The 20,208-nt window shown below is 64.8% G+C and carries 15 protein-coding genes and 1 tRNA gene; 3 read left to right on the top strand and 13 right to left on the bottom strand.

The window, feature by feature from the left end; translation table 11 throughout:
• Positions 1-80: 80 nt before the first annotated feature.
• The 10 genes from ABL843_RS06540 to ABL843_RS06495 form a co-directional block, all read right to left on the bottom strand.
• Positions 81-4,394: a beta strand repeat-containing protein gene (locus ABL843_RS06540; RefSeq protein WP_418119347.1), complete on the bottom strand. Its 4,314-nt coding sequence runs from the start codon at positions 4,392-4,394 to the stop codon at positions 81-83.
• A gap of 7 nt (positions 4,395-4,401) precedes the next feature.
• Positions 4,402-5,124 carry a rhodanese-like domain-containing protein gene (locus ABL843_RS06535; RefSeq protein WP_418119346.1) on the bottom strand — a complete coding sequence of 241 codons (723 nt, stop codon included), beginning with the start codon at positions 5,122-5,124 and terminating at the stop codon, positions 4,402-4,404.
• A 476-nt stretch (positions 5,125-5,600) separates the two neighbouring features.
• Positions 5,601-5,676: transfer RNA gene (locus tag ABL843_RS06530), tRNA-Thr, on the bottom strand.
• Between the two features lie 65 nt (positions 5,677-5,741).
• Positions 5,742-6,311 carry a ClpXP protease specificity-enhancing factor gene (locus tag ABL843_RS06525; RefSeq protein WP_418119345.1) on the bottom strand — a complete coding sequence of 190 codons (570 nt, stop codon included), beginning with the start codon at positions 6,309-6,311 and terminating at the stop codon, positions 5,742-5,744.
• Between the two features lie 157 nt (positions 6,312-6,468).
• Positions 6,469-7,080, bottom strand: coding sequence for a glutathione S-transferase N-terminal domain-containing protein (locus ABL843_RS06520; protein ID WP_007835362.1), 612 nt, complete (start codon positions 7,078-7,080; stop codon positions 6,469-6,471).
• 96 nt (positions 7,081-7,176) lie between these two features.
• Entirely contained in the window at positions 7,177-7,950 is a 774-nt protein-coding gene (locus ABL843_RS06515) for a cytochrome c1 (protein WP_184635135.1), read from the bottom strand.
• A 36-nt stretch (positions 7,951-7,986) separates the two neighbouring features.
• Positions 7,987-9,423, bottom strand: coding sequence for a cytochrome b (locus ABL843_RS06510; RefSeq protein WP_126023028.1), 1,437 nt, complete (start codon positions 9,421-9,423; stop codon positions 7,987-7,989).
• Between the two features lie 14 nt (positions 9,424-9,437).
• Positions 9,438-10,055, bottom strand: coding sequence for a ubiquinol-cytochrome c reductase iron-sulfur subunit (gene petA, locus ABL843_RS06505; RefSeq protein ID WP_126023027.1), 618 nt, complete (start codon positions 10,053-10,055; stop codon positions 9,438-9,440).
• A gap of 177 nt (positions 10,056-10,232) precedes the next feature.
• Entirely contained in the window at positions 10,233-11,036 is an 804-nt protein-coding gene (locus ABL843_RS06500; protein ID WP_418119344.1) for a LuxR C-terminal-related transcriptional regulator, read from the bottom strand.
• Between the two features lie 734 nt (positions 11,037-11,770).
• On the bottom strand, positions 11,771-12,316 hold the full coding sequence (locus ABL843_RS06495) for a hypothetical protein (RefSeq protein ID WP_418119343.1): 546 nt from the start codon (positions 12,314-12,316) through the stop codon (positions 11,771-11,773).
• Between ABL843_RS06495 and ABL843_RS06490 the strand changes: the two genes are divergently transcribed.
• From ABL843_RS06490 to mscL, 3 genes are all read left to right on the top strand, one after another.
• Positions 12,297-13,799, top strand: coding sequence for a YadA-like family protein (locus ABL843_RS06490; RefSeq protein ID WP_418119342.1), 1,503 nt, complete (start codon positions 12,297-12,299; stop codon positions 13,797-13,799). The two genes, ABL843_RS06495 and ABL843_RS06490, sit on opposite strands and share 20 nt — an antisense overlap.
• 177 nt (positions 13,800-13,976) lie before the next feature.
• Positions 13,977-16,466: a tetratricopeptide repeat protein gene (locus ABL843_RS06485; protein ID WP_418119341.1), complete on the top strand. Its 2,490-nt coding sequence runs from the start codon at positions 13,977-13,979 to the stop codon at positions 16,464-16,466.
• A 59-nt stretch (positions 16,467-16,525) separates the two neighbouring features.
• Positions 16,526-16,957 (top strand): large conductance mechanosensitive channel protein MscL, encoded by a 432-nt coding sequence (gene mscL / locus ABL843_RS06480; RefSeq protein ID WP_126023023.1) that lies wholly within the window; start codon positions 16,526-16,528, stop codon positions 16,955-16,957.
• Here the strand turns inward: mscL and pdxA are convergent, their stop codons facing one another.
• Genes pdxA through ABL843_RS06465 form a run of 3 tightly spaced genes read right to left on the bottom strand, consistent with a single transcriptional unit; the run spans position 16,958 to position 20,120 of the window.
• Entirely contained in the window at positions 16,958-17,998 is a 1,041-nt protein-coding gene (gene pdxA, locus ABL843_RS06475) for a 4-hydroxythreonine-4-phosphate dehydrogenase PdxA (protein WP_418119340.1), read from the bottom strand.
• A complete protein-coding gene (locus ABL843_RS06470) occupies positions 17,995-18,768 on the bottom strand; it encodes a Nif3-like dinuclear metal center hexameric protein (protein WP_418119339.1) in 774 nt (257 codons plus the stop codon). Before ABL843_RS06470 ends, pdxA begins: the two co-directional genes overlap by 4 nt.
• The gene (locus ABL843_RS06465; protein WP_184635122.1) at positions 18,765-20,120 is read right to left on the bottom strand and encodes an MFS transporter; all 1,356 of its coding nucleotides are present in this window, start codon (positions 20,118-20,120) and stop codon (positions 18,765-18,767) included. The genes ABL843_RS06470 and ABL843_RS06465 overlap by 4 nt, the downstream gene beginning before the upstream one ends.
• Between the last annotated feature and the right edge of the window lie 88 nt (positions 20,121-20,208).

Here is a 20,208-nt window from a genome sequence, read left to right as displayed (position 1 = left end):
TCGCACGCGGCAAGAGCGAATGATGCGGCGCAGTCAGCACTGCCGATTGGTTCAAGAGAGCAAGAGTCATCGCAGTTGTCTCAAGGACTGACAGTGATCACGCCCGATGTGGCGCTGCTCAAATCCGCGCCACTGGCGGTCAGGGTTGTCGTTCCGGCACCGACGCCCTTCATATTCACGGTAGCGGGCGAGGTATTGCCGGTGCCAAACGAGACTGTGGGTGGCACCGTTGCCACACCGGGCGCACTGCTCGTCAGATTGGCGATGAACGGCACAACTGCCGCCTGGCTGCCGGAGTAAGCAGCGCCTGGTGTAGTCAAGTAGAGCGAGAAGCCATACTGCTCACCCACCCGCACATTGCCTGGCCCGCTGAAACTCAACTGTGGCTGGACCACGCTGACCGCCAAGTCCTGCGTTGCGCTGTAGCCCACAGCACTAGCTACCACGGTGGTGTTGCCTATGCCGACACCCGTGACGTAGATGTAAGCCTCGCTGCCACCCGCTGGAATCGTGACACTGGCCGGCACAGTGCAAATCGCCGTGGAGCTGCAACTTAGACTCACCGTCACAGCCTCCGCCCCATTGAAGACGGAGCCATTGACCGCGCGGCGCACACGGACCTCGTAGTAGTAGGTCTTCAGCCCCTTGCCCACGACCACGCTGCTGACATTGAACTGCAGCTGCGGCGCGCTCACGGTGGTCACGCCCGAGGTGCCGCTGGCCACGCCCGCCGCGCTGAACTGCACCTTGTAGCTGCCCGCAGCGGTCGGTGTGCCCACGTAGGCAGTGTCGCTGGTGGTGTTGTCCTTGCGCAGAACAAGCTGGTTCACCGCGGTCCCACCAGTCGGCGCGCTGTAGAAGCCATCGACGATGCCCGCCGGCGTGCCTTCGACAATGCCCAGGCTGATCGGCAGATCGGCTGCGGCCGTCTGGCTGCCCGAGTAGTTGGCACCCGGTGTCGTGACGTAAACAGTGAAGTTATCACGCGCACTGGACGGGCTGCGGTTGGCATCCAGCGACTGGATGTTGAACACCGGCGCCGCCACGGTGGTCGCCAGCTTGGTCGATGGCGCTGTGTAGCCCGTCGCCGTCGCGTCGATGGTCACCGGCGTACCGCCCGTCAGGTCCACGCCCGTGATGTAGAAGTACGCCTCGCTATTACCCGCCGGAATCGTCACCGTCGCGGGAACGCTCGCCTTGCTCGCATCGCTGCTCGTGAGGTTTACCGTCACCGCCTCCGCCCCATTGAAGACGGTGCCGTTGACCGCGCGGCGCACACGGACCTCGTAGTAGTAGGTCTTCAGCCCCTTGCCCACGACCACGCTGCTGACATTGAACTGCAGCTGCGGCGCGCTCACGGTGGTCACGCCCGAGGTGCCGCTGGCCACGCCCGCCGCGCTGAACTGCACCTTGTAGCTGCCCGCAGCGGTCGGTGTGCCCACGTAGGCAGTGTCGCTGGTGGTGTTGTCCTTGCGCAGAACGAGCTGGTTCACCGCGGTCCCACCAGTCGGCGCGCTGTAGAAGCCATCGACGATGCCCACCGGCGTGCCTTCGACAATGCCCAGGCTGATCGGCAGATCGGCTGCGGCCGTCTGGCTGCCCGAGTAGTTGGCACCCGGTGTCGTGACGTAAACAGTGAAGTTATCACGCGCACTGGACGGGCTGCGGTTGGTATCCAGCGACTGGACGTTGAACACCGGCGCCACCACGGTGGTCGCCAGCTTGGTCGCTGGTGCGGTGTAGCCCGCCGCCGTCGCGTCGATGGTCACCGGCGTACCGCCCGTCAGGTCCACGCCCGTGATGTAGAAGTACGCCTCGCTATTACCCGCCGGAATCGTCACCGTCGCGGGAACGCGCGCCTTGCTCGCATCGCTGCTCGTAAGACTCACCGTCACCGGCTCCGCCGGACCATAGGCGTTGCCATCCGTACGACGCAGGATGCGGGCTTCGTAGTAATAGGTCTTCAGTGCCTTGCCCACAGTCACTGCGGCAACATTGAACGCCAGCGCCGGCTTGCCCGTTACTGTCACGGGCACGCTTGCCGCCGTCAGCCCGGGTGCGCCTGCTGACAGCATGGCGGCGCCTTTGGCCAATCCGGTCACCCCGATAGTCACCAGTCCGCCTGAGGTCTGTCCGTCGGCAATCGTTACGGTCGACGGCGAAACGGTCGCCTTGCTGGGATCGTCGGTATTCAATGCCACCACAACGCCACCTACAGGCGCCGGTCGCGACAGGTTCACCGTATAGTTTTTGGTGACATCCATCGGCACTGAGATTCCCGACACAGCCGGACTACCCACGCTGATAGTTACTGCCTGCGCGGTCACGGGCAGGCTCGCCGCTTGGTAACCACTGGCAGATGCCGTTACGGTCGCAGTCCCCGCGGCCACGCCGGTCAGCGTGAAATTGATGTTGGTCTGCCCTTCGGGCACGTTGAGCGATGCAGGCACCGACACGGTGGATGGAGCGCTGCTGGCCAGTTGCACCACCAGGCCGCCGGCGGGCGCCGGATCTGAAAGAGTCAAGGGAACCGAGCGCGTCAGGCCCGGCGCCACCAGCGCGCCCGCCGGAAGGTTAAGCGAGGTCGGACGGACCGTCACCGTCGCTTGGCCGCTCACGTAGTCGTGTGTCTGGGCAGTGATGCTGGCCGCCCCCACGGCCACAGTCGTGACCCGGGTGGTGGCAGTGCTCCTTCCAGCTGCAATCGTCACCGATGCCGGCACGGCGGCCACCGCGGCGTTGCTGCTGGCCAAGGCGACCTCAAGGCCGCCCGCTGGCGCAGGTGCGCTTGACTGCACGGCCAGATCGACGGTCCGGCCCACACCCGAAGTCAACACGGACGGCGCCAGCGTCAGGCTCGGTGGTGTGATCACGGCGACCTGAGCTTGGCCACTGACCAAACCGGAGCGGCTGGCCGTGATGGTGGTGCTTCCGAGCTCGGCCGCACCCACCTGGAATGCAGCGTCGGTTTGCCCGGCGGGAATCGTGACCGTCGCGGGGACCGAGGCCACCGTGGGCACGCTCGACACCAACGTCACGGCAGTGCCACCTGCTGCTGCCGCATAGGGCAGGCTGAGATTCATGGTTTTGCTGCCACCCTTGACGGCCGTGAGGCTCGACGGGTTCAACACAAGCTGCGCCGGCGCAACCTGCAAAGGCAACTCGTTGGACAAGAACTCAGCACCGCCAGAGTTCGGATTGGGCGTCCGCAGCCTCACGAGCAGACTGCCTGCCGCGGCCGGCGCAACGATGCTCGCCTTCAGCTGACTTGCTGAGATGAACTGCGTGGCGACAGCAGTGCCGTTCACGAGCACGACCGACTGAGCGGCCAAATTGCGACCAGACACTGTGACGTCCACAGTGCCCTGACCCACATACAGCGTCGTTGGCACCATACTGATGAGGACAGGCTGAGATTGCTCCACGGTCAGAGCTTTGGTCAGATGCACCTCGCCGGCCTCCAGCAGCAGCGTCATGGCGCTGGCGCCTGGGACTGCGGTGCCATCGGCGGTGACAGTCAGCTTCGCTTGGCTGCCAGTGCTGCCGGGAAGAACCTGGGCAGTGAGTCCGGCTTTGTCGAAACGCGCGCTCGCGAGGCCAGCGAGGCGCGTGCCGGTCAGGGTGAGGGTGGTGCTTTCGCCCTGTTGAAGGGTGTTGGGAGTGATAGCCGCAACGGACGGCGACGCGCCCACGGAAACCGTGCCCATTGAAACGACATAGGGAATGCCGCGCAAACCCCATCTGACGTTGCCGAACACATCGCCGGGCGGCACCAGCACGCCGTTGAGCGCGTTACCGCTCGCCCGATTGCCAACGCCACTCAGTGAAGCCGCAAGGTCGGCGGAAATCGCCGGTCCCGAGTGACTGCGGACGCTGATGTAATTGAAAATTGGTGCGGAGCCGTTAACCACCAGGCCACTGCCGTGATCGAGGAGAACGTTGTCAAGCTGCGTGTTGACCGTGCCGGGATTGAAGATCCATTGCTTCCAATCGCCTGGCGCGGCGGCTTGTCCAGAGCGCGTCTTTTCAGACAGCACTCGGATCGGTGCAGCGGCAGTTCCCAATGCCCGAATGGCTCCGGCTTGAACGGTCAGCCCGGTGCCGGCGCTCATGTAAATCACCACGCCGGGATCAACCGTGAGCACGGCACCGTTTTGCACAACCACATCCCCGGTCACCAGGTATGGATTGCCTGAAGTGCTCCAGCGAGTATCCACTGCGATCGCGCCGGAGACAGCCGTTTGCGCAGTTGCCGAGGGTGCAACAACGAGCAGGCAACCCAATGCCAGCCAGAACATGCGAAGCCAGGGGGAAAACAGCTTCGATGCGCGGAGGCTCAACACGCAGTTGCCGAATCCACTATCGCCCACCAGCACTGAGGACGTTGCAATCATGAAGATCTCAACGGTCCGTTGCGGCAGTCCATGCCGGGTAACCACCCTTTAGGCTGGTCGCCAGCAAGTAACCGTGGCTGAACGAGGCTTGCGCGATCGATGCGCCAATGTCATCGCCCCCGTCTACAAACACAAGCCAGCGTTGCTTGGACAATTTGGGCAATTGAGCTTCGACTTGATGAGGCATCAGTCGAAGTGCCTCTGGTGTGAACGGCGCGACGAGGGCCGCGGGATCAGACGTCGGGCGTAAATCCACGATCTGAAGATCAGCACCATCCTTTAACGCCTCCGAGAGCTGGCGCGGAGTCAGCTCCAACGCTTTCAGCGGCAACGGATCTCGGCTGAATTTCAAGCCGAGCCGATGCCACTCAAGCGGAGTGCCGGTAAGGCGCTGGCTAGCTACATTGCTTGCGTCCTGGTTTGCAGTGCTACGGTCTTGAACTGCGCGCGTCTGGGCAGCTCGGAACGAAGGACCCCGGGTGTAGTAGATGACCCGAGTCTGAGCACCACGACCAGCGATGACGCCGCCAGATTGCTCGGTATCTATGAGGAGAAACGGCTTACCAGCACGTAGAAGGGTCTGAACGCCTTCAGGCGAAATTTCGATCGGAGTGGACGGGGAAACGAATTCAGCAGCCCAAGATGCAGGAGCTGTCGCGAGCATCGCAACAGCTGCGAAAAAAAATAGGCCGCAAACCCGCACAGCTCCACCCGCCATCGAATTGGACATCACTCTTCACTCCCTTTAATTTCTTCTCCTTAAAGTAATGTAATACACGGAAAGCGCTGAATCCACGCTTCTTAAACGAAAAATTAAAAAAACAATTCAAATGAAAACCATTGATAGCAAATAAAAACTACTGATAATTAATGACAACCATTGAAAACATTGAAATTTCAACCGCCTCTAATAGAAAGTTCTGGATTCGAAGAGGATCGCTATTGCGAGCCGATTGAGCCATGAGCAAGTCAACCCAGTTCTCTCGCAAGCTGCTGGGCATGCTGTCCATACAGTCCGAAGGCGCCACGGCCGCCCTGCGTTGCGGCAAAGCGCTATCGAGCCCATGGAGCATGAAAATCGGATGTGTACCGAATCGACACTGGGCTGCTGATGCAGGGCGTGACGCAATCAGCGTCGACGCAGCAAGCCTGAGGACAAGAAAAAGAAAAACCCCTGAGCCGTTCCGGGCTCAGGGGTCCTTTTTGTGGTGCCGCTTGTCGGAATCGAACTGACGACCTTCCGCTTACAAGGCGGGTGCTCTACCAATTGAGCTAAAGCGGCTGAATTCCAATGCGTGATTCTAGTGGCGGTACCGACTGGTCCGGCCAGGCGCCATTCGCGACCGCCTACTTGATGCGCTTGAGCGACGGCCGGGCGCCGCCACCCGACGGCGGGCGCGGCGGTTCGTCGACTGGGTCGGTGGGCGCGCCGGCATCGACTGTCTCGCTGCCGTCTTCGCCCGTCACCAGGTGGACGATCTTGCCGGCATCGCCTTCGGAGCCACTGCCACGCGAAGCATCGCGCAGCGGCGCTCGCGCAGGTGCCTGGACGGGCATCGGAGCATCGACGTTGCCATCCGACGAAACGGCCGGAGCCGGCGCGGGAAACGCCATGCCCTGCCCGTTCTCGCGCGCGTAGATCGCGATCACGCGCCCCACCGGCACGCTGATTTCACGCGCAGTGCCCGCGAAGCGAGCCTTGAACTCGATGAAGTCGTTGCCGAGCTTGAGCGAACTGGTCGCGTCGAAGCTGATGTTGAGCACGATCTCGCCGTTCTTCACGTACTCGCGCGGGACCTGCACGGTTTCGTCGACCTGCACCGCGACGTAGGGCGTGAAGCCGTTGTCGGTGCACCATTCGTACAGCGCCCGGATGAGGTACGGGCGGGTGGAGGACGACTCGAGCGCGTTGATCATGAAATTGGTACCGTGCAATCGCGAAATCGCAGCCTCGGGCAGGCCGCCGTCTCTTCGCGGAACACCGCGGAACCGGCTCTGCCGGGCCGCAGGTGTTGCCCCCGGAAGGGGGTTGGCGAAGCGACACGAAGTGCGCGAAGCCTGGGGGCGATCTTAATTACTTTCGCATGACCTTTTCGGACGGGGTCAGTGCTTCGATGTAGGCCGGGCGCGAGAAGATGCGTTCGGCGTACTTCAGCAGCGGCGCGGCGTTCTTGCTGAGGTCGATGCCGTAGTAGTCGAGGCGCCACAGCAGCGGAGCGATGGCCACGTCGAGCATCGAGAAGTTGTCGCCCAGCATGTACTTGTTCTTGAGGAACACGGGCGCCAGCTGCGTGAGGCGGTCGCGGATGTGCGAGCGGGCCTTTTCGAGCGCCTTCTCGTTGCCCTTGGTGGTGCGGTTCTCGAGGGTGGAGACGTGCACGAACAGTTCCTTCTCGAAGTTGAGCAGGAACAGGCGCACGCGGGCGCGGTCGACCGGGTCGCCGGGCATCAACTGGGGATGCGGGAAGCGCTCGTCGATGTACTCGTTGATGATGTTCGACTCGTACAGGATCAGATCGCGCTCGACCAGGATCGGCACCTGGCCGTACGGGTTCATCACGCTGATGTCTTCGGGCTTGTTGTAGAGATCGACGTCGCGGATCTCGAAGTCCATGCCCTTTTCGAACAACACGAAGCGGCAGCGGTGGGAAAAGGGGCAGGTCGTTCCTGAATACAAGACCATCATGGCGAGAGACTCCTAAAAATCAAAAAGAGTGGGTCGCGTTGGCAACCCACTCTGTGGGACCGGATGCCCGAAGGTATCCGGTCGGCGTGCACGGAACTACTTGACGTCTTTCCAGTACGAGGCGTTCAGCCGCCACACGAATACCACCGACATGGCCAGGAACAGCAGCACCCACACGCCGATGCGCACGCGGGTGTTCTGAGCCGGTTCGGCCATCCATTGCAGGTAACTCACCAGGTCGCCGACCGCATTGTCGAATTGCACGGGCGTCATGGTGCCGGGAGTGACTTGCTCCCAGCCCTTGAACACTTCGGTTTCGTGGCCGTGCTGTTCGACCTTGGTGTAGACCGGGCGGCGCTCGCCCTGCAGTTCCCACAGGGGGTTCGGCATGGCGACGCTCGGGAACAGGAGGTTGTTCCAGCCGGTGGCCTTGGTTTCGTCGCGGTAGTAGGTGCGCAGGTAGGTATAGAGATAGTCGGCGCCAGTGCCGCCGTGGCCGGCGCGCGAGCGCGCGACCAGCGTCAGGTCGGGCGGCGTGGTGCCGAACCAGTCCTTGGCCTGGCGCGCGTCGATGTTGGCCTTCATGGTCTCGCCGACCTTGTCGGTCGTGAACAGAAGGTTGTCCTTGATCTGCTGCTCGGTGATGCCGATGTCCTGCAGGCGGTTGTAGCGCATGAAGGCGGCCGAGTGGCAGTTCAGGCAGTAGTTGACGAAGAGCTTGGCGCCGTTCTGCAGCGCGCTCACGTCGTTCGTCTTGTTGGGGGCCTTGTCCCACGCGAGCCCCCCGGACTCGGCCGATGCCGCCGCGGAGAAGGTCAGGCCCAGCGCGAGACCCAGGACCGCGAGCCAGCCGGAAATGCTTTTCTTCATCGTGTTTCTCTCAGCTCTCTTGGCTTCTGGTTCTCATCAATGGGCGGCGAAGACCACGCGCTCGGGCACGGTCTTGAATTCGCCCTTGCGGCTCCACCACGGCATCAGCAGGAAGAAGCCGAAGTACACGAGCGTGCCGATCTGCGAGATGGTCTGCGCGATGTCCAGCTTGAACGAACCGATGGCCAGTTCGCCCCAGACGCCGGGAGGCTGGATGCCCAGGTAGCCCAGGATCAGGAAGAAGAAAACGAAGAGGCCGTACACATACTTGTGCCAGCCCGGACGGTAGCGGATCGACTTGACTTCGCTGTGGTCGAGCCACGGCAGGAAGAACAGGATGATGACCGAGCCGCCCATGACGACCACGCCCCAGAACTTGGCGTCGAAGGTCTTGAGCAGGAAGATCACCACGGCCGCGACGACGATGCCCGCGATCTTCAGGCCCATGCCCGACTTGCCCTTGACGAAGTTCCAGATGGCGGCCGCGGCGATGATCAGCGAGAACACGTTGACCATGTCGTCGGTGGTCGCGCGCAGCATCGAATAGAACGGCGTGAAGTACCACACCGGGGCGATGTGGTTCGGCGTCTTCAGCGAGTCGGCCGGGATGAAGTTGTTGTATTCGAGGAAGTAGCCGCCCGCCTCGGGGGCGAAGAAGATCACCGCCGAGAAGATCGTGAGGAACACCACCACGCCGAAGATGTCGTGCACGGTGTAGTACGGATGCGACGGAATGCCGTCCAGCGGATGGCCGTCGGGGCCGCGGTTGGCCTTGATCTCGATGCCGTCGGGGTTGTTCGAGCCCACTTCGTGCAGCGCGATCAGGTGGGCCACCACCAGGCCGAGCAGCACCAGCGGCACGGCGATCACGTGGAAGCTGAAGAAGCGGTTCAGCGTGGCGTCGCTCACCACGTAGTCGCCGCGGATCAGCAGGGCCAGGTCGGGGCCGACGAAGGGAATGGCGGCGAACAGGTTCACGATCACCTGGGCGCCCCAGTAGGACATCTGGCCCCAGGGCAGCAGGTAGCCCATGAAGGCCTCGGCCATCAGGCACAGGAAGATCGCGCAGCCGAACACCCAGATCAGCTCGCGCGGCTTGCGGTAGCTGCCGTACATGAGGCCGCGGAACATGTGCAGGTACACCACGATGAAGAACGCCGAGGCGCCCGTCGAGTGGATGTAGCGGATCAGCCAGCCCCACGGCACGTCGCGCATGATGTACTCGACCGATGCGAACGCCTGGTTCGCGTCGGGCTTGTAGTGCATGACGAGGAAGATGCCGGTAACGATCTGGATCACCAGGACCAGCATCGCCAGCGAGCCGAAGATGTACCAGAAGTTGAAGTTCTTCGGCGCGTAGTACTTGCCCCACTGGTCGTTCCACAGCTTGCTCAGCGGGAAACGGTTGTCGACCCAGTTCAGCAGCTTGGCGCCGGCGGGTGCGTTGGGGGAAATCTCGTGGAATTCAGCCATGTTCTTCTTCCGCCTCAGGCCTTCTTGGAGTCTTCACCGATCAGGAGCTTGGTGTCCGACAGGTACATGTGCGGCGGCACCGGCAGGTTGTCGGGCGCAGGCTTGTTCTTGAAGACCCGGCCGGCCAGGTCGAAAGTGGAACCGTGGCAGGGGCAGAGGAAGCCGCCTTCCCAGTCGTTCGGCAGCGAAGGCTGCGGACCGGCCTGGAAGCGGTCGGTCGGCGAGCAACCCAGGTGGGTGCAGATGCCGACCACGACGAGCACGTCGGGCTTGATGGAGCGGTGCTCGTTCTGTGCGTACTTGGGGGTGAATTCGTCGGGGTGACGCTTGGAGAGGGGATCGGCCAGCTGGCCGTCGAGCTTGGGGAGTTCCGCGACCTGCTCGGGGGAGCGCTTGAGGATCCAGACCGGCTTGCCCCGCCATTCGACGGTGATCTTCTCGCCGACCTTGAGGCCCGAGATATCGACCTCGACCGCAGCACCCGCAGCCTTGGCCTTCTCGGAAGGCTGGAAAGTGCTAACAAAGGGGATGGCGGTGGCCACGCCGCCCGCCACGCCAGCGCAGCTGGATGCAATCAACCACGTGCGCTTGCTGGTGTCGATCCGGTGCGAGCCGGAGGTCATGTCACTCATGGGGATCCTCTTGTCTTCTTCGCTGGAGCAGGAGTCAACCCGCGATTGTAGCGGGGCGCTGTAAGGATATTCAATGGCCGCCATGCGCATGGCCGGCGGCCGCGGGCGGGGCGCGCCGCGTCCGCGGGCGCCCGCCAGGGGCTGCACAGGGCGACGAAGACTGTCGCCGCGGGGACTTCAGTTCAGCAGTCCGTGCTGCATCGCCTCGTGGACCGCCTGGGTCCGCGACTTGACCGAGAGCTTGCGATAGATGCTCTTCGCGTGGAACTCGATGGTATTGACCGACAGGTACACCGCTTCGGCGATCTGCCGGTTGCTCCAGCCCTGCGCGATCAGGCGCAGCACCTTGAGTTCGCGCGGCGACAGCAGGCCCTGCGGCAGCCTGGAATCGGAAGCTTCTCCCTGCGGCTGCTGTTTGTGCTTCTGCTGCTGTTGCGGCGGCTGGCCCTGCACGCGGATGGCCTCGATCGTGCGCGCCTTCGCGGACGCTGCGATCGAACCGAGGATGCGCCGCGCGATGCGCGAATCCATCGGCGAGCCTCCGCGTTCGATGGAGCGCAGCAGATAGGCGAGTTCCGCGTCGTCGGCTTCGGTAAGCAGATACCCGATGGCGCCGGCCGCGATCGCGGCATTCACCTGCTGCTGGTCGTCGGACGCCGACATGCCGATGCTCTCGACGCGCGGATAGGTCTGGCGCACATGATGAAGAACGGCGGCACCGTCGCTTCCCGGCAGCCGCATGTCGACCAGCACCAGGTCATAGGGCAATGCCGCCAGCAGATTGAACGCCTCGGCCCGGCCCGATGCGACCACCACGCGGCGATGCGGCGCGAGCTCGCAGAGGATGCGCCGCATGCGGTCGGCGCAGGCAGCGTCGTCCGCGACGACCAGCGCGGCATGGAAGACGCCGCCATACAACTGCGCTGCCGTGGGTACCGGCGTCGATGCGGCCGAGGAGGTGTAGTGGATGTTCATTTCCATGTCCGCGCTCCTGCTGCGTCTTCTCCTGCCTTGCCGCAGCGGACCTGGTCCGTGCTGCATGCGCTGATGCCGTTGACGATGTCCAAGAAAAAATTGATCACGCGACGTCCTCTGGCTCTTTCGCCACCCGTGGGTAGCTTCGAAATGTTGTCTTTCGTTTCAGATACCGCAGGAACGATGCCCACTCGGACGAGCGTCGGCGTACATCACGCAAGGACGCGTGTAGTACTTTGATTTCATTGAAGAAATTGCCCGAAACGAGCTGAAGAACGAGCTCGCGCGAAGGCCTTGTGAAGGCCGTTTTCAGGCCGTTGTTACGTGCGGGTTACCGCGCCTGTTACGTAGCACCGCGACACGCGAAACGCGTGCGAGACCACATCTCCAAACGTCAATACGCGATTCATGCGATGGCCGCAAACCCGCATGTGCATTGGCTTTGCAGGCTATGTATGCATGCGTCGATGGCGTGCCGTCGACATGCATACATCCATAACTACGGATACCGGTGATGTTCAGCGAAGACCTCGATTCCTAGCATCGGTTGCATTGGGTAACTCGATGAAGCCCAACCCTGCTTTCACGCGACGAGGGCGTGTGAAAGACCAGAAATGGCAACTGATTTCTTCAAGGAAGAAAGTCCAAATGACTACATCCCAGCGCTCCAGTGTCCGCTCTTTCATTGTTCGCCGTCCGGCTGTGAGCCGGCTTCTCGCTTCGGTGCTCGTAGGTGCCGGCTACGTGATGACTCTGCCGGTGGCATACGCCCAGGTGCAGGTCGGCGGAAACAACGTCAACGTCGTGGGTGGACCAAATAACGGGCTTCTGACTTCCGACGACGGAATCTCCACCCCCAACCTGACGGCAACGAGCATCTCCACGACGAGCATCACAGCGACTCGGGTGACCACGACAAGTCTCAGCACGACGTCTGCGACCGCCACCAATCTGACTTCGACCAGCATCAGCACGGCGACGCTCACCGCAGGCACCGTATCCGCGGGCAGCATCACCTCCGGCACCGTGTCTTCTGCCAACGTCACGGCGACGAACCTTTCCGCCGGCAGCGGCACGGTCACCAACCTGACCTCCTCCAGCATCAGCTCGGGCACCGTATCCGCAGGCAGCATCACCGCCGGCACCGTGTCTTCTGCCAACGTCACGGCCACGAACCTCTCCGCCGGCAGCGGCACGGTCACCAACCTGACCTCCTCCAGCATCAGTTCGGGCACCGTGTCCGCGGGCAGCATCACCGCTGGCACCGTGTCTTCTGCCAACGTCACGGCCACGAATCTTTCCGCCGGCAGCGGCACGATCAACACGCTGAGCTCGACCAGCATCACGGCCAGCACCATCAGCACCGGCAGCCTGACCTCCGGCAGCGTGTCGTCGAGCAACGGCACGATCCAGTCGCTGACCTCGACCAACATCCTGGCGACCGGCGTCACCTCGACGAATGTGCTGGCGACCGGCATCACCTCGACCAACATCGACGCCACCAACCTGACGTCGAACACCGGCAGCATCGCCACGCTGACCTCCACCAACGTCAGCACCACCAACGTGACGGCGTCGAACGGCACCATCAACACACTGAGCTCGACAAATGTCAGCACCACCAACCTGTCTGCATCGAACGGCACCGTCAACACGCTGAGCGCAACCAATGTCAGCACCACGGACCTGACCGCCAGCAACGGCACGATCAACACGTTGAGCGCCACCAACGTCAGCACCACGGACCTGACCGCCAACAACGGCACGATCAACACGCTGAGCGCCACCAACGTCAGCACCACGGACTTGACCGCCAACAACGGCACGATCAATACGTTGAGCGCGACCAATGTCAGCACCACGGACCTGACCGCCAACAACGGCACGATCAACACGCTGAGCGCCACCAACGTCAGCACGACCAACCTGACGGCCAACAACGGCACGATCAACACGTTGAGCGCCACCAACGTGAGCACCACCAACCTGACGGCCAACAGCGGCACGATCAACACGCTGAGCGCCACCAACGTCAGCACGACCAACCTGACAGCCAACGCCGGCACGATCAACACGCTGAGCGCCACCAACGTCAGCACGACCAACCTGACGGCGAGCCGCGGCACGATCAACACGCTGAGCGCGACGAACGTGAGTACCACCAACCTGTCGGCTGCCAGCGCCACGGTCAACGCCCTGACCGCCGGCACGGTCAGCGCCACGACGGTGAACGCCAGCACGGTGAATGCCACCACCGGCAACTTCCAGACGATCACTGCGGCCAACGGCAACATCACGGTGCTGAACACGCAGACCGGCAACATCACCACGATCAACGCCGTGACCGGCAACGTCACGACGCTGAACGCGGGCACGGTCAACGTCACCGGCAACGTGACCGCGGGCGGCACCATCACGGCGGGCAACGGCATGGTCGCCAACGGCCGCGTGCAGAACGTGGCCCCCGGCATCCTGCCGACGGACGCCGCGAACATGTCGCAGCTGAACCAGGTCCGCAACGAGGTGCAGGACATGCGCAAGACCAGCAGCACCGGCGCGGCCATCGCGCTGGCCGCGGCCTCGGTGCCGGCGCTCGAAGCGGGCAAGAGCTTCGGCATCGGCGTGGGCGTGGGCTCCTTCGACGGCCGCTCGGCCATCGCGGCAGCCGCCAGCTTCCGCATCGGCGAAGGCGCGCAGATCAAGGTCAACATCGGCAGCGGCAGCAGCGGCAAGGTCGGCGGCGGCATCGGCGCCTCCTGGTCCTGGTAATCCGGCCCGGCACTCCCGTGGCGCCAGCGTGCGCGCCGCGGGATTGCCAGCGGATGCAAACGAAAGGCCGGCCCCTATACTGGGTAACCGGCCTTTTTCATGGCTCCCTGCTGCGCGCGAAGGCCGGCGCCGAAGCGGCGGCCCTCTCCTGTGCCGACCCGTCCATCACGCGGATTCATGAACCCACCTTCTCTCGCTCCCGCTCCCTCCATTCCGGCCGCGAACGCCGGCCAGCTCCTGGAGCAGGGACTGGCGCTGCATCGCGTGGGCCGCTTCGCCGAGGCCTTGCAGGTCTACGAAGCGCTGCTGTCGCTCTTTCCCGATCATGCCGACGCGCTGCATCTGAGCGGCGAGGCGCTGTACCGGCAAGGCCGCCCGAAGCTGGCGCTGAACTACGTGAACCGGGCCATCGCGCGCTCGCCGCACCACTTCTACTTCAACACCCGCGCGACGATCTTCATGCACATGGGCCTGCCGGCCGAGGCGCAGCAGGATCTGCGTCGCGCAATCAAGGCGCAGCCCAACTATCCCGAGGCCTACGTGAACCTGTCGGCGGTCTACCGCCAGCAGAAGAAGTTCCGCCAGGCGCGCGAGGCCGCCGCCGAGGCCACGCGGCTCGCGCCGCAGGCACCCGCCGCATGGAACAACGCCGGCGCCATCGACATGGAGCAGGACCGCTTCGACGAGGCGATCGCGCAGTTCAGCCAGGCTCTGGCGCTGGACCCCGGCTATGCCGCCGCGCACAAGAACATCGGCAAGATCCGCGCGCACCAGAAGGACTGGGCCGCCGCGCTCGGCTCGTACGAGCAGGCCGCCGCCGATCCGATGGACTGCGAGGCCGCCTTCATGCTCTCCAGGGCGCTGCAGGCCTGCGGCCGCATCGAGGAAGCCATCGCGCCCATGCAGCGCGCCATGCGCAACTGGCCGGCCGAGGAGCGCCACAAGGCGCTGTCCGACCCCGAGGGCGTGGCCGCGCTCTACGGCGTGTGCGGCGCGCTCGAAGGCGTGTCGATGCGCTTCGGCGAATCGGCCGAGCTCTACAGGCTGGCGCTCGAAAGCCTGCCCGAGCACGAGCTGCTGCTGAACAACCTGGGCACGGTGAACTTCCGCCTGGGCCGCTTCGACACCGCCATCGAGGTGCTGAAGCGAGCGCTCGAGGTGCATCCGCGCCAAGTGCTCGCGCGCTGCAACCTGGGCGTGACCTACGTGATGGCCGGCCAGTCGAAGGAAGCCATCGCGGAGTTCGAGCAGTGCCTGCGCGACGACCCCGACTTCATGCCCGCCATGGTGTGGATGCTGGGCGAGAAGGCGCACATCGCCGACTGGAGCGGCGTGCCCGAGCTGCGCGAGCGCATCGCGGCGCTGCTCGACAACCCGAGCAACGACCAGACGGTTTCGTCGTTCATCCTGATGTCGAACTACGACGACGCGCGCCGCCTCATGAACTGGACGCAGCGCTCCGCCCTGCTGGCCGACCGCAACGCGGCCATCCGGCCCTTTGCCGACGCTGGCGCGCGCCGCACCTCGCCGCGCATCCGCGTGGGCTACTTCTCGTTCGACTTCCGCAACCACCCGGTCGCGCACCTGACGGCCGAGCTCTACGGCCAGCACGACCGCAAGGAGTTCGAAGTCTTCGTGTATTCCTACGGCCCCGACGACGGCCACCCCGCGCGGGCGCGCATCGCTTCATCGGTCGAGCATTTCGTCGACCTGCAGGGCCAGTCGATCCAGCAGATGGCCGAGCGCATCCGCGACGACGAGATCGACATCCTTGTCGACCTCTCGGGCGACACGCGCGGAGCCAAGCCCCAGGTGATGGCCTACCACGCGGCACCCGCGCAGCTCATGTGGCTGGGCTACATGGGCACCAGCGGCACGCCCAACTACGACTACCTGGTGTCCGACAACTTCCTCTCGCCGCCGGGCACGGAAGACTGCTACTCCGAGAAGCTGCTGCGCCTGCCCGAGACCTTCCAGGTCATCGACACCAAGCGCCCGACCAACCCGCACAGGCCCACGCGCGCCGAACACGGCCTGCCCGACGACGCCTTCGTGCTGTGCAACTTCTCGCAGTCGTTCAAGATCCAGCCCGAGACCTTCGAGGCATGGGTGCGCATCGTGCAGGGCATTCCGAACTCGGTGCTGTGGCTGGCGCAGGGCCCGAACGGCTTCGAGCAGAACCTGCGCGCGCAATGGGAGAAGGCGGGCCTGCCGGCCCAGCGGCTGATCGTGTCGCCGCGCATGCCGGTCGACCAGCACCTGGCGCGCATCGGCCTGGCCGACCTGTTCATCGACACCTTTCCCTACAGCAGCGGTGCCACCGCGAACGACGTGCTGTGGTCGGGCGTGCCGCTGCTGGCGCTTACGGGCACGACGATGGTGTCGCGCATGGCGGGCAGCCTGCTGCATGCCATCGGACTGCCGGAGCTGGTGGCCACGAACCACGCGGAATACGTGAGCAAGGCCATCCACTACGCCACGCACCCCGAGGAGCTCGCCTCGCTGCGCTCGCGGCTCGCGCGGGCCAAGGACACGCGCAGCGGCTACTTCGACACGCCGCGCTTCGTGCGCCACCTGGAAGACGGCTACAGGCAGATTGCCGCGCGCAGTCGTGAAGGGTTGCCGGCTGCGCATGTCGATGTGGTACCGCGTGCGCTGGAGAAGTGAGCAATCGCGGGCATACTCGGCTCTCCTTCAACAGCAGAGCTCCAGCAGCCTTTTGAATCATGAGCATCCTCAGTGAATTCAAGGAATTTGCCGTCAAGGGCAACGTCATCGACCTCGCGGTCGGCGTGATCATCGGTGCCGCCTTCGGCAAGATCGTCGACTCGCTCGTGGCCGACATCATCATGCCGCTGGTGGGCGTGGTGTTCGGCAAGCTCGATTTCTCGAATCTCTACGTGGTGCTGGGCACCGTGCCGCCAGGGGTGGCGAACACGCTGGCCGACCTGAAGAAGGCAGGCGTTCCTGTGCTGGCGTACGGCAACTTCATCACCATCGCCGTCAACTTCGTGATCCTCGCCTTCATCATCTTCATGATGGTCAAGCAGATCAACCGCCTGAAGCGCAGCGAAGAGCCGGCGCCCGCCGCAGCCCCTGAAACACCCGAAGACGTGGTGCTGCTGCGCGAGATCCGCGACAGCCTCAAACGCTCCTGATCAAACGCCCCCGAGCACCCGGGCCATGCGCAGCGCCTCGACAAGGCTCGAGGCATCGGCCAGCCCCGTTCCCGCGATGTCGAACGCGGTGCCGTGATCGGGGCTGGTGCGCACCAGCGGCAGCCCCAGCGTCACGTTGACGCCCTTCTCCACGCCCAGGTACTTGACCGGGATCAGGCCCTGGTCGTGGTACATCGCGATCACCACGTCGAATTCGCCGCTGGACGGCACGCCGGCCTTGGCGCGCGCGCGCATGAAGACGGTGTCGGGCGCATGAGGCCCGCTGGCGTCGATGCCTTCGGCGCGCGCAGCCTCGACGGCCGGCGCGATGATTTCCCGCTCTTCCGAACCGAACAGCCCACCCTCGCCCGCATGCGGGTTGAGACCCGCCACGCCTATGCGCGGCGCGCGGCCCAGCGCGTGGCTCAGCGCGCGGTGCGTGATGCGCAGGGTCTCCAGCACACCCTCGAAGCGCACCGCCTCGATGGCCTTGCGCAGCGACATGTGGATGCTGACGAGCACTGTGCGCAGTTCGTCGTTGGCCAGCATCATGCGCACCGGCACGTCGGCGACGGTGCGCCCCAGGTGCGCGGCCGCCTCCGCCTGCAGCAGCTCGGTGTGGCCGGGGTACGGAAAGCCGGCGGCCGACAGCGCTTCCTTGTGCAGCGGCGCGGTCACGAGGGCGCCGATCTCCCCGCGCAACGCGGCCCGCGCGGCCCACACCACGCACTCGCCCGCCACACGGCCGGCCTCGGCGCTGATGCGGCCCGTTTCGATGCCCTTGGGCGGCGCGATCACCTGCAGCACCGGAATGCAGCCCGGCGGTACGGTCGCGGCCTCGGCGACGGATTCGATTTCCAGCACCGGCCAGCCCGGCCGGCCATCGGCGGTCAGGGCCTGTGATGCCTTGCGCAGCATGCCCACGTCGCCGGCAACGAAGGTGCCATGGGTGGCATCGGGCGCGTCGCGGAATGCCTTGACGATGATTTCCGGCCCGATGCCCGCGGGGTCACCCAAGGTGATGGCAATGGGGGTGCTCATGCCGGGTTGTCGATGTCGATGAACTCGTGCTTCAGCCCGAGTTGCGCAGCCACGTGCGCGGCCGCCGCGGGCGCGCCATAGCGCTCGGTGGCGTGATGCCCGCAGGCGAGAAAGGCCACGCCCATCTCGCGCGCGTAGTGGGCCTGCGGCTCAGAGATCTCGCCGGTGATGAAGGCATCGGCACCGGCCGCGATGGCGGCTTCGAAGTAGCCCTGCGCGCCGCCGGTGCACCACGCTATGTTCCTCACGGCACGCTGCGCCGGCTCGACCAGCGTCACCGGTCTTTTCAACACGCTCTCGACGTGGGTGGCCAGCGCCTTGGCACTGTCGAAGCTCCCGCCGCCTTCCTGCGTGCCGATGAAGCCCAGCTCCTGTTCGCCGAAGCGGCCTCCAGGGCCGGAATGCGCCACGAGCCCCAGCTTCAGGCCGAGCTGGGCGTTGTTGCCCAGTTCGGGGTGCGCGTCGAGCGGCAGGTGATAGGCGAAGAGATTGATGTCGTGGCCCAGCAGCAGGCCGAGGCGCTGCTTCATCCAGCCGGTGACGCGGCCGTCCTGGCCGCGCCAGAACAGGCCGTGGTGGACGAAGATTGCGTCGGCCTCGGCGCCGATCGCGGCCTCGATCAGCGCACGGCTGGCGGTCACGCCCGAGACGATCTTTCGCACCACGGTACGCCCTTCGACCTGCAGGCCGTTCGGTCCGTAGTCCTTGAAGCGCCCGGGGGCCAGCAGCAGGTCGAGTGCGTGAAGCAGTTCGTGGCGGGTTGTGCTCATCGCCCCATTGTCGCGCCGTGCGCGGGCGCCACGCCACCGTCGCGCATCGCATGGCCGCGCGCGGCCAGGGGCAGCAGCGCCAGCAGGAAGCCCAGCGCGGCCAGCGCCGCCACGTAGTGCGCGGGCGCCATCGTGTCGTGCTGCAGCCAGAGCGTCAGAATCACCGGCGTGAGCCCGCCGAAGACCGCATACGACATGTTGTAGGCGAAGGAGAGCCCGGTGAAGCGCACCGGCGCCGGAAAGGCGCGCACGCCCGCGATCGGCACCGTGGCGATGGTGCCCACGAACAAGCCCACCAGGCCGTAGTGCCAGAAGAGCGTCGCCGGCGTCCCGGGCAGGCCGCTGTAGAACAGGTAGGCCGTGACGAGCAGGCCGCCCCAGCCGATCAGCATCACGGTGCGGGTGCCGATGCGGTCGCTGGCCCAGCCGGCCAGCACGCAGCCCAGCGTGAGCGTCAGCGTGGCGAGCGCGTTGGCTTCCAGCGCCATGGCGGCAGGAATGTGATGCACCTTCTGCAGATAGGTGGGCGTGTAGAGCACCACGACCACGATGGCGGCCGACAGCACCCAGGTCAGCAGCCCGACGTACACGCAGGCCAGGCGGTGCTCGCGCAGCACGGTGCGCAGCGGCAGCTCGCGCGAGGCGCTGCGGCGACCGGCCAGCTCCTTGAACACCGGCGTCTCGTGCAGGAAGCGGCGCAGGTACACCGACACCAGCCCGAACACGCCGCCCAGGATGAAGGGGATGCGCCACGCGAAGTCGCTCACCTGCTCGGGCGAGTAGTGGCGGTTGATGGCCACCGCGATCAGCGAGCCCAGCAGGATGCCGCCGGTGATGCCCGAAGTCAGCACACCGATGCCCAGGCCGTAGCGCTTGCCCGGCACGTGCTCGCCCACGAACACCCAGGCGCCGGGCATTTCGCCGCCGATGGCCGCGCCCTGGAGCACGCGCATCGCCAGCAGCAGCAGGGGCGCCGCGACGCCGATGCTCGCGTAGGTCGGCAGCAGGCCGATCACCAGCGTGGGCGCCGCCATCAGGAAGATCGACAGCGTGAACATGCGCTTGCGGCCGAAGATGTCGCCGAAATGCGCGATGACGATGCCGCCGACCGGGCGCGCGAGGTAACCGGCCGCGAAAATGCCGAAGGTCTGCAGCTGGCGCAGCCAGTCGGGCATGTCGGCCGGGAAGAACAGCGCCCCCAGAACGGTGGCGAAGAACACGTAGATGACGAAGTCGTAGAACTCCAGCGTGCCGCCGAGGGCGGACAGGCCGAGGGTCTTGTAATCGCTCGAACCGAGCGTGCGCGCCGGCACCGGCTGCGCGCCGTCCGGAAAGGTTGCTTCTGAAGTCATGGCTGGCAGGAAGGTCTTGGCCGCGCGCCAGCCCGCAGGACCGGGTGAGAAAACGGAAGAATGGCGCGCCGACGGAAGGCCTGGCCGC

This window comes from Variovorax sp. 350MFTsu5.1 (assembly GCF_048302515.1).
Taxonomy (GTDB): Bacteria; Pseudomonadota; Gammaproteobacteria; order Burkholderiales; family Burkholderiaceae_C; genus Variovorax; species Variovorax guangxiensis.
Note: the sequence above shows the minus strand (reverse complement) of the source record. Positions and strands in the feature narration are given on the sequence as shown.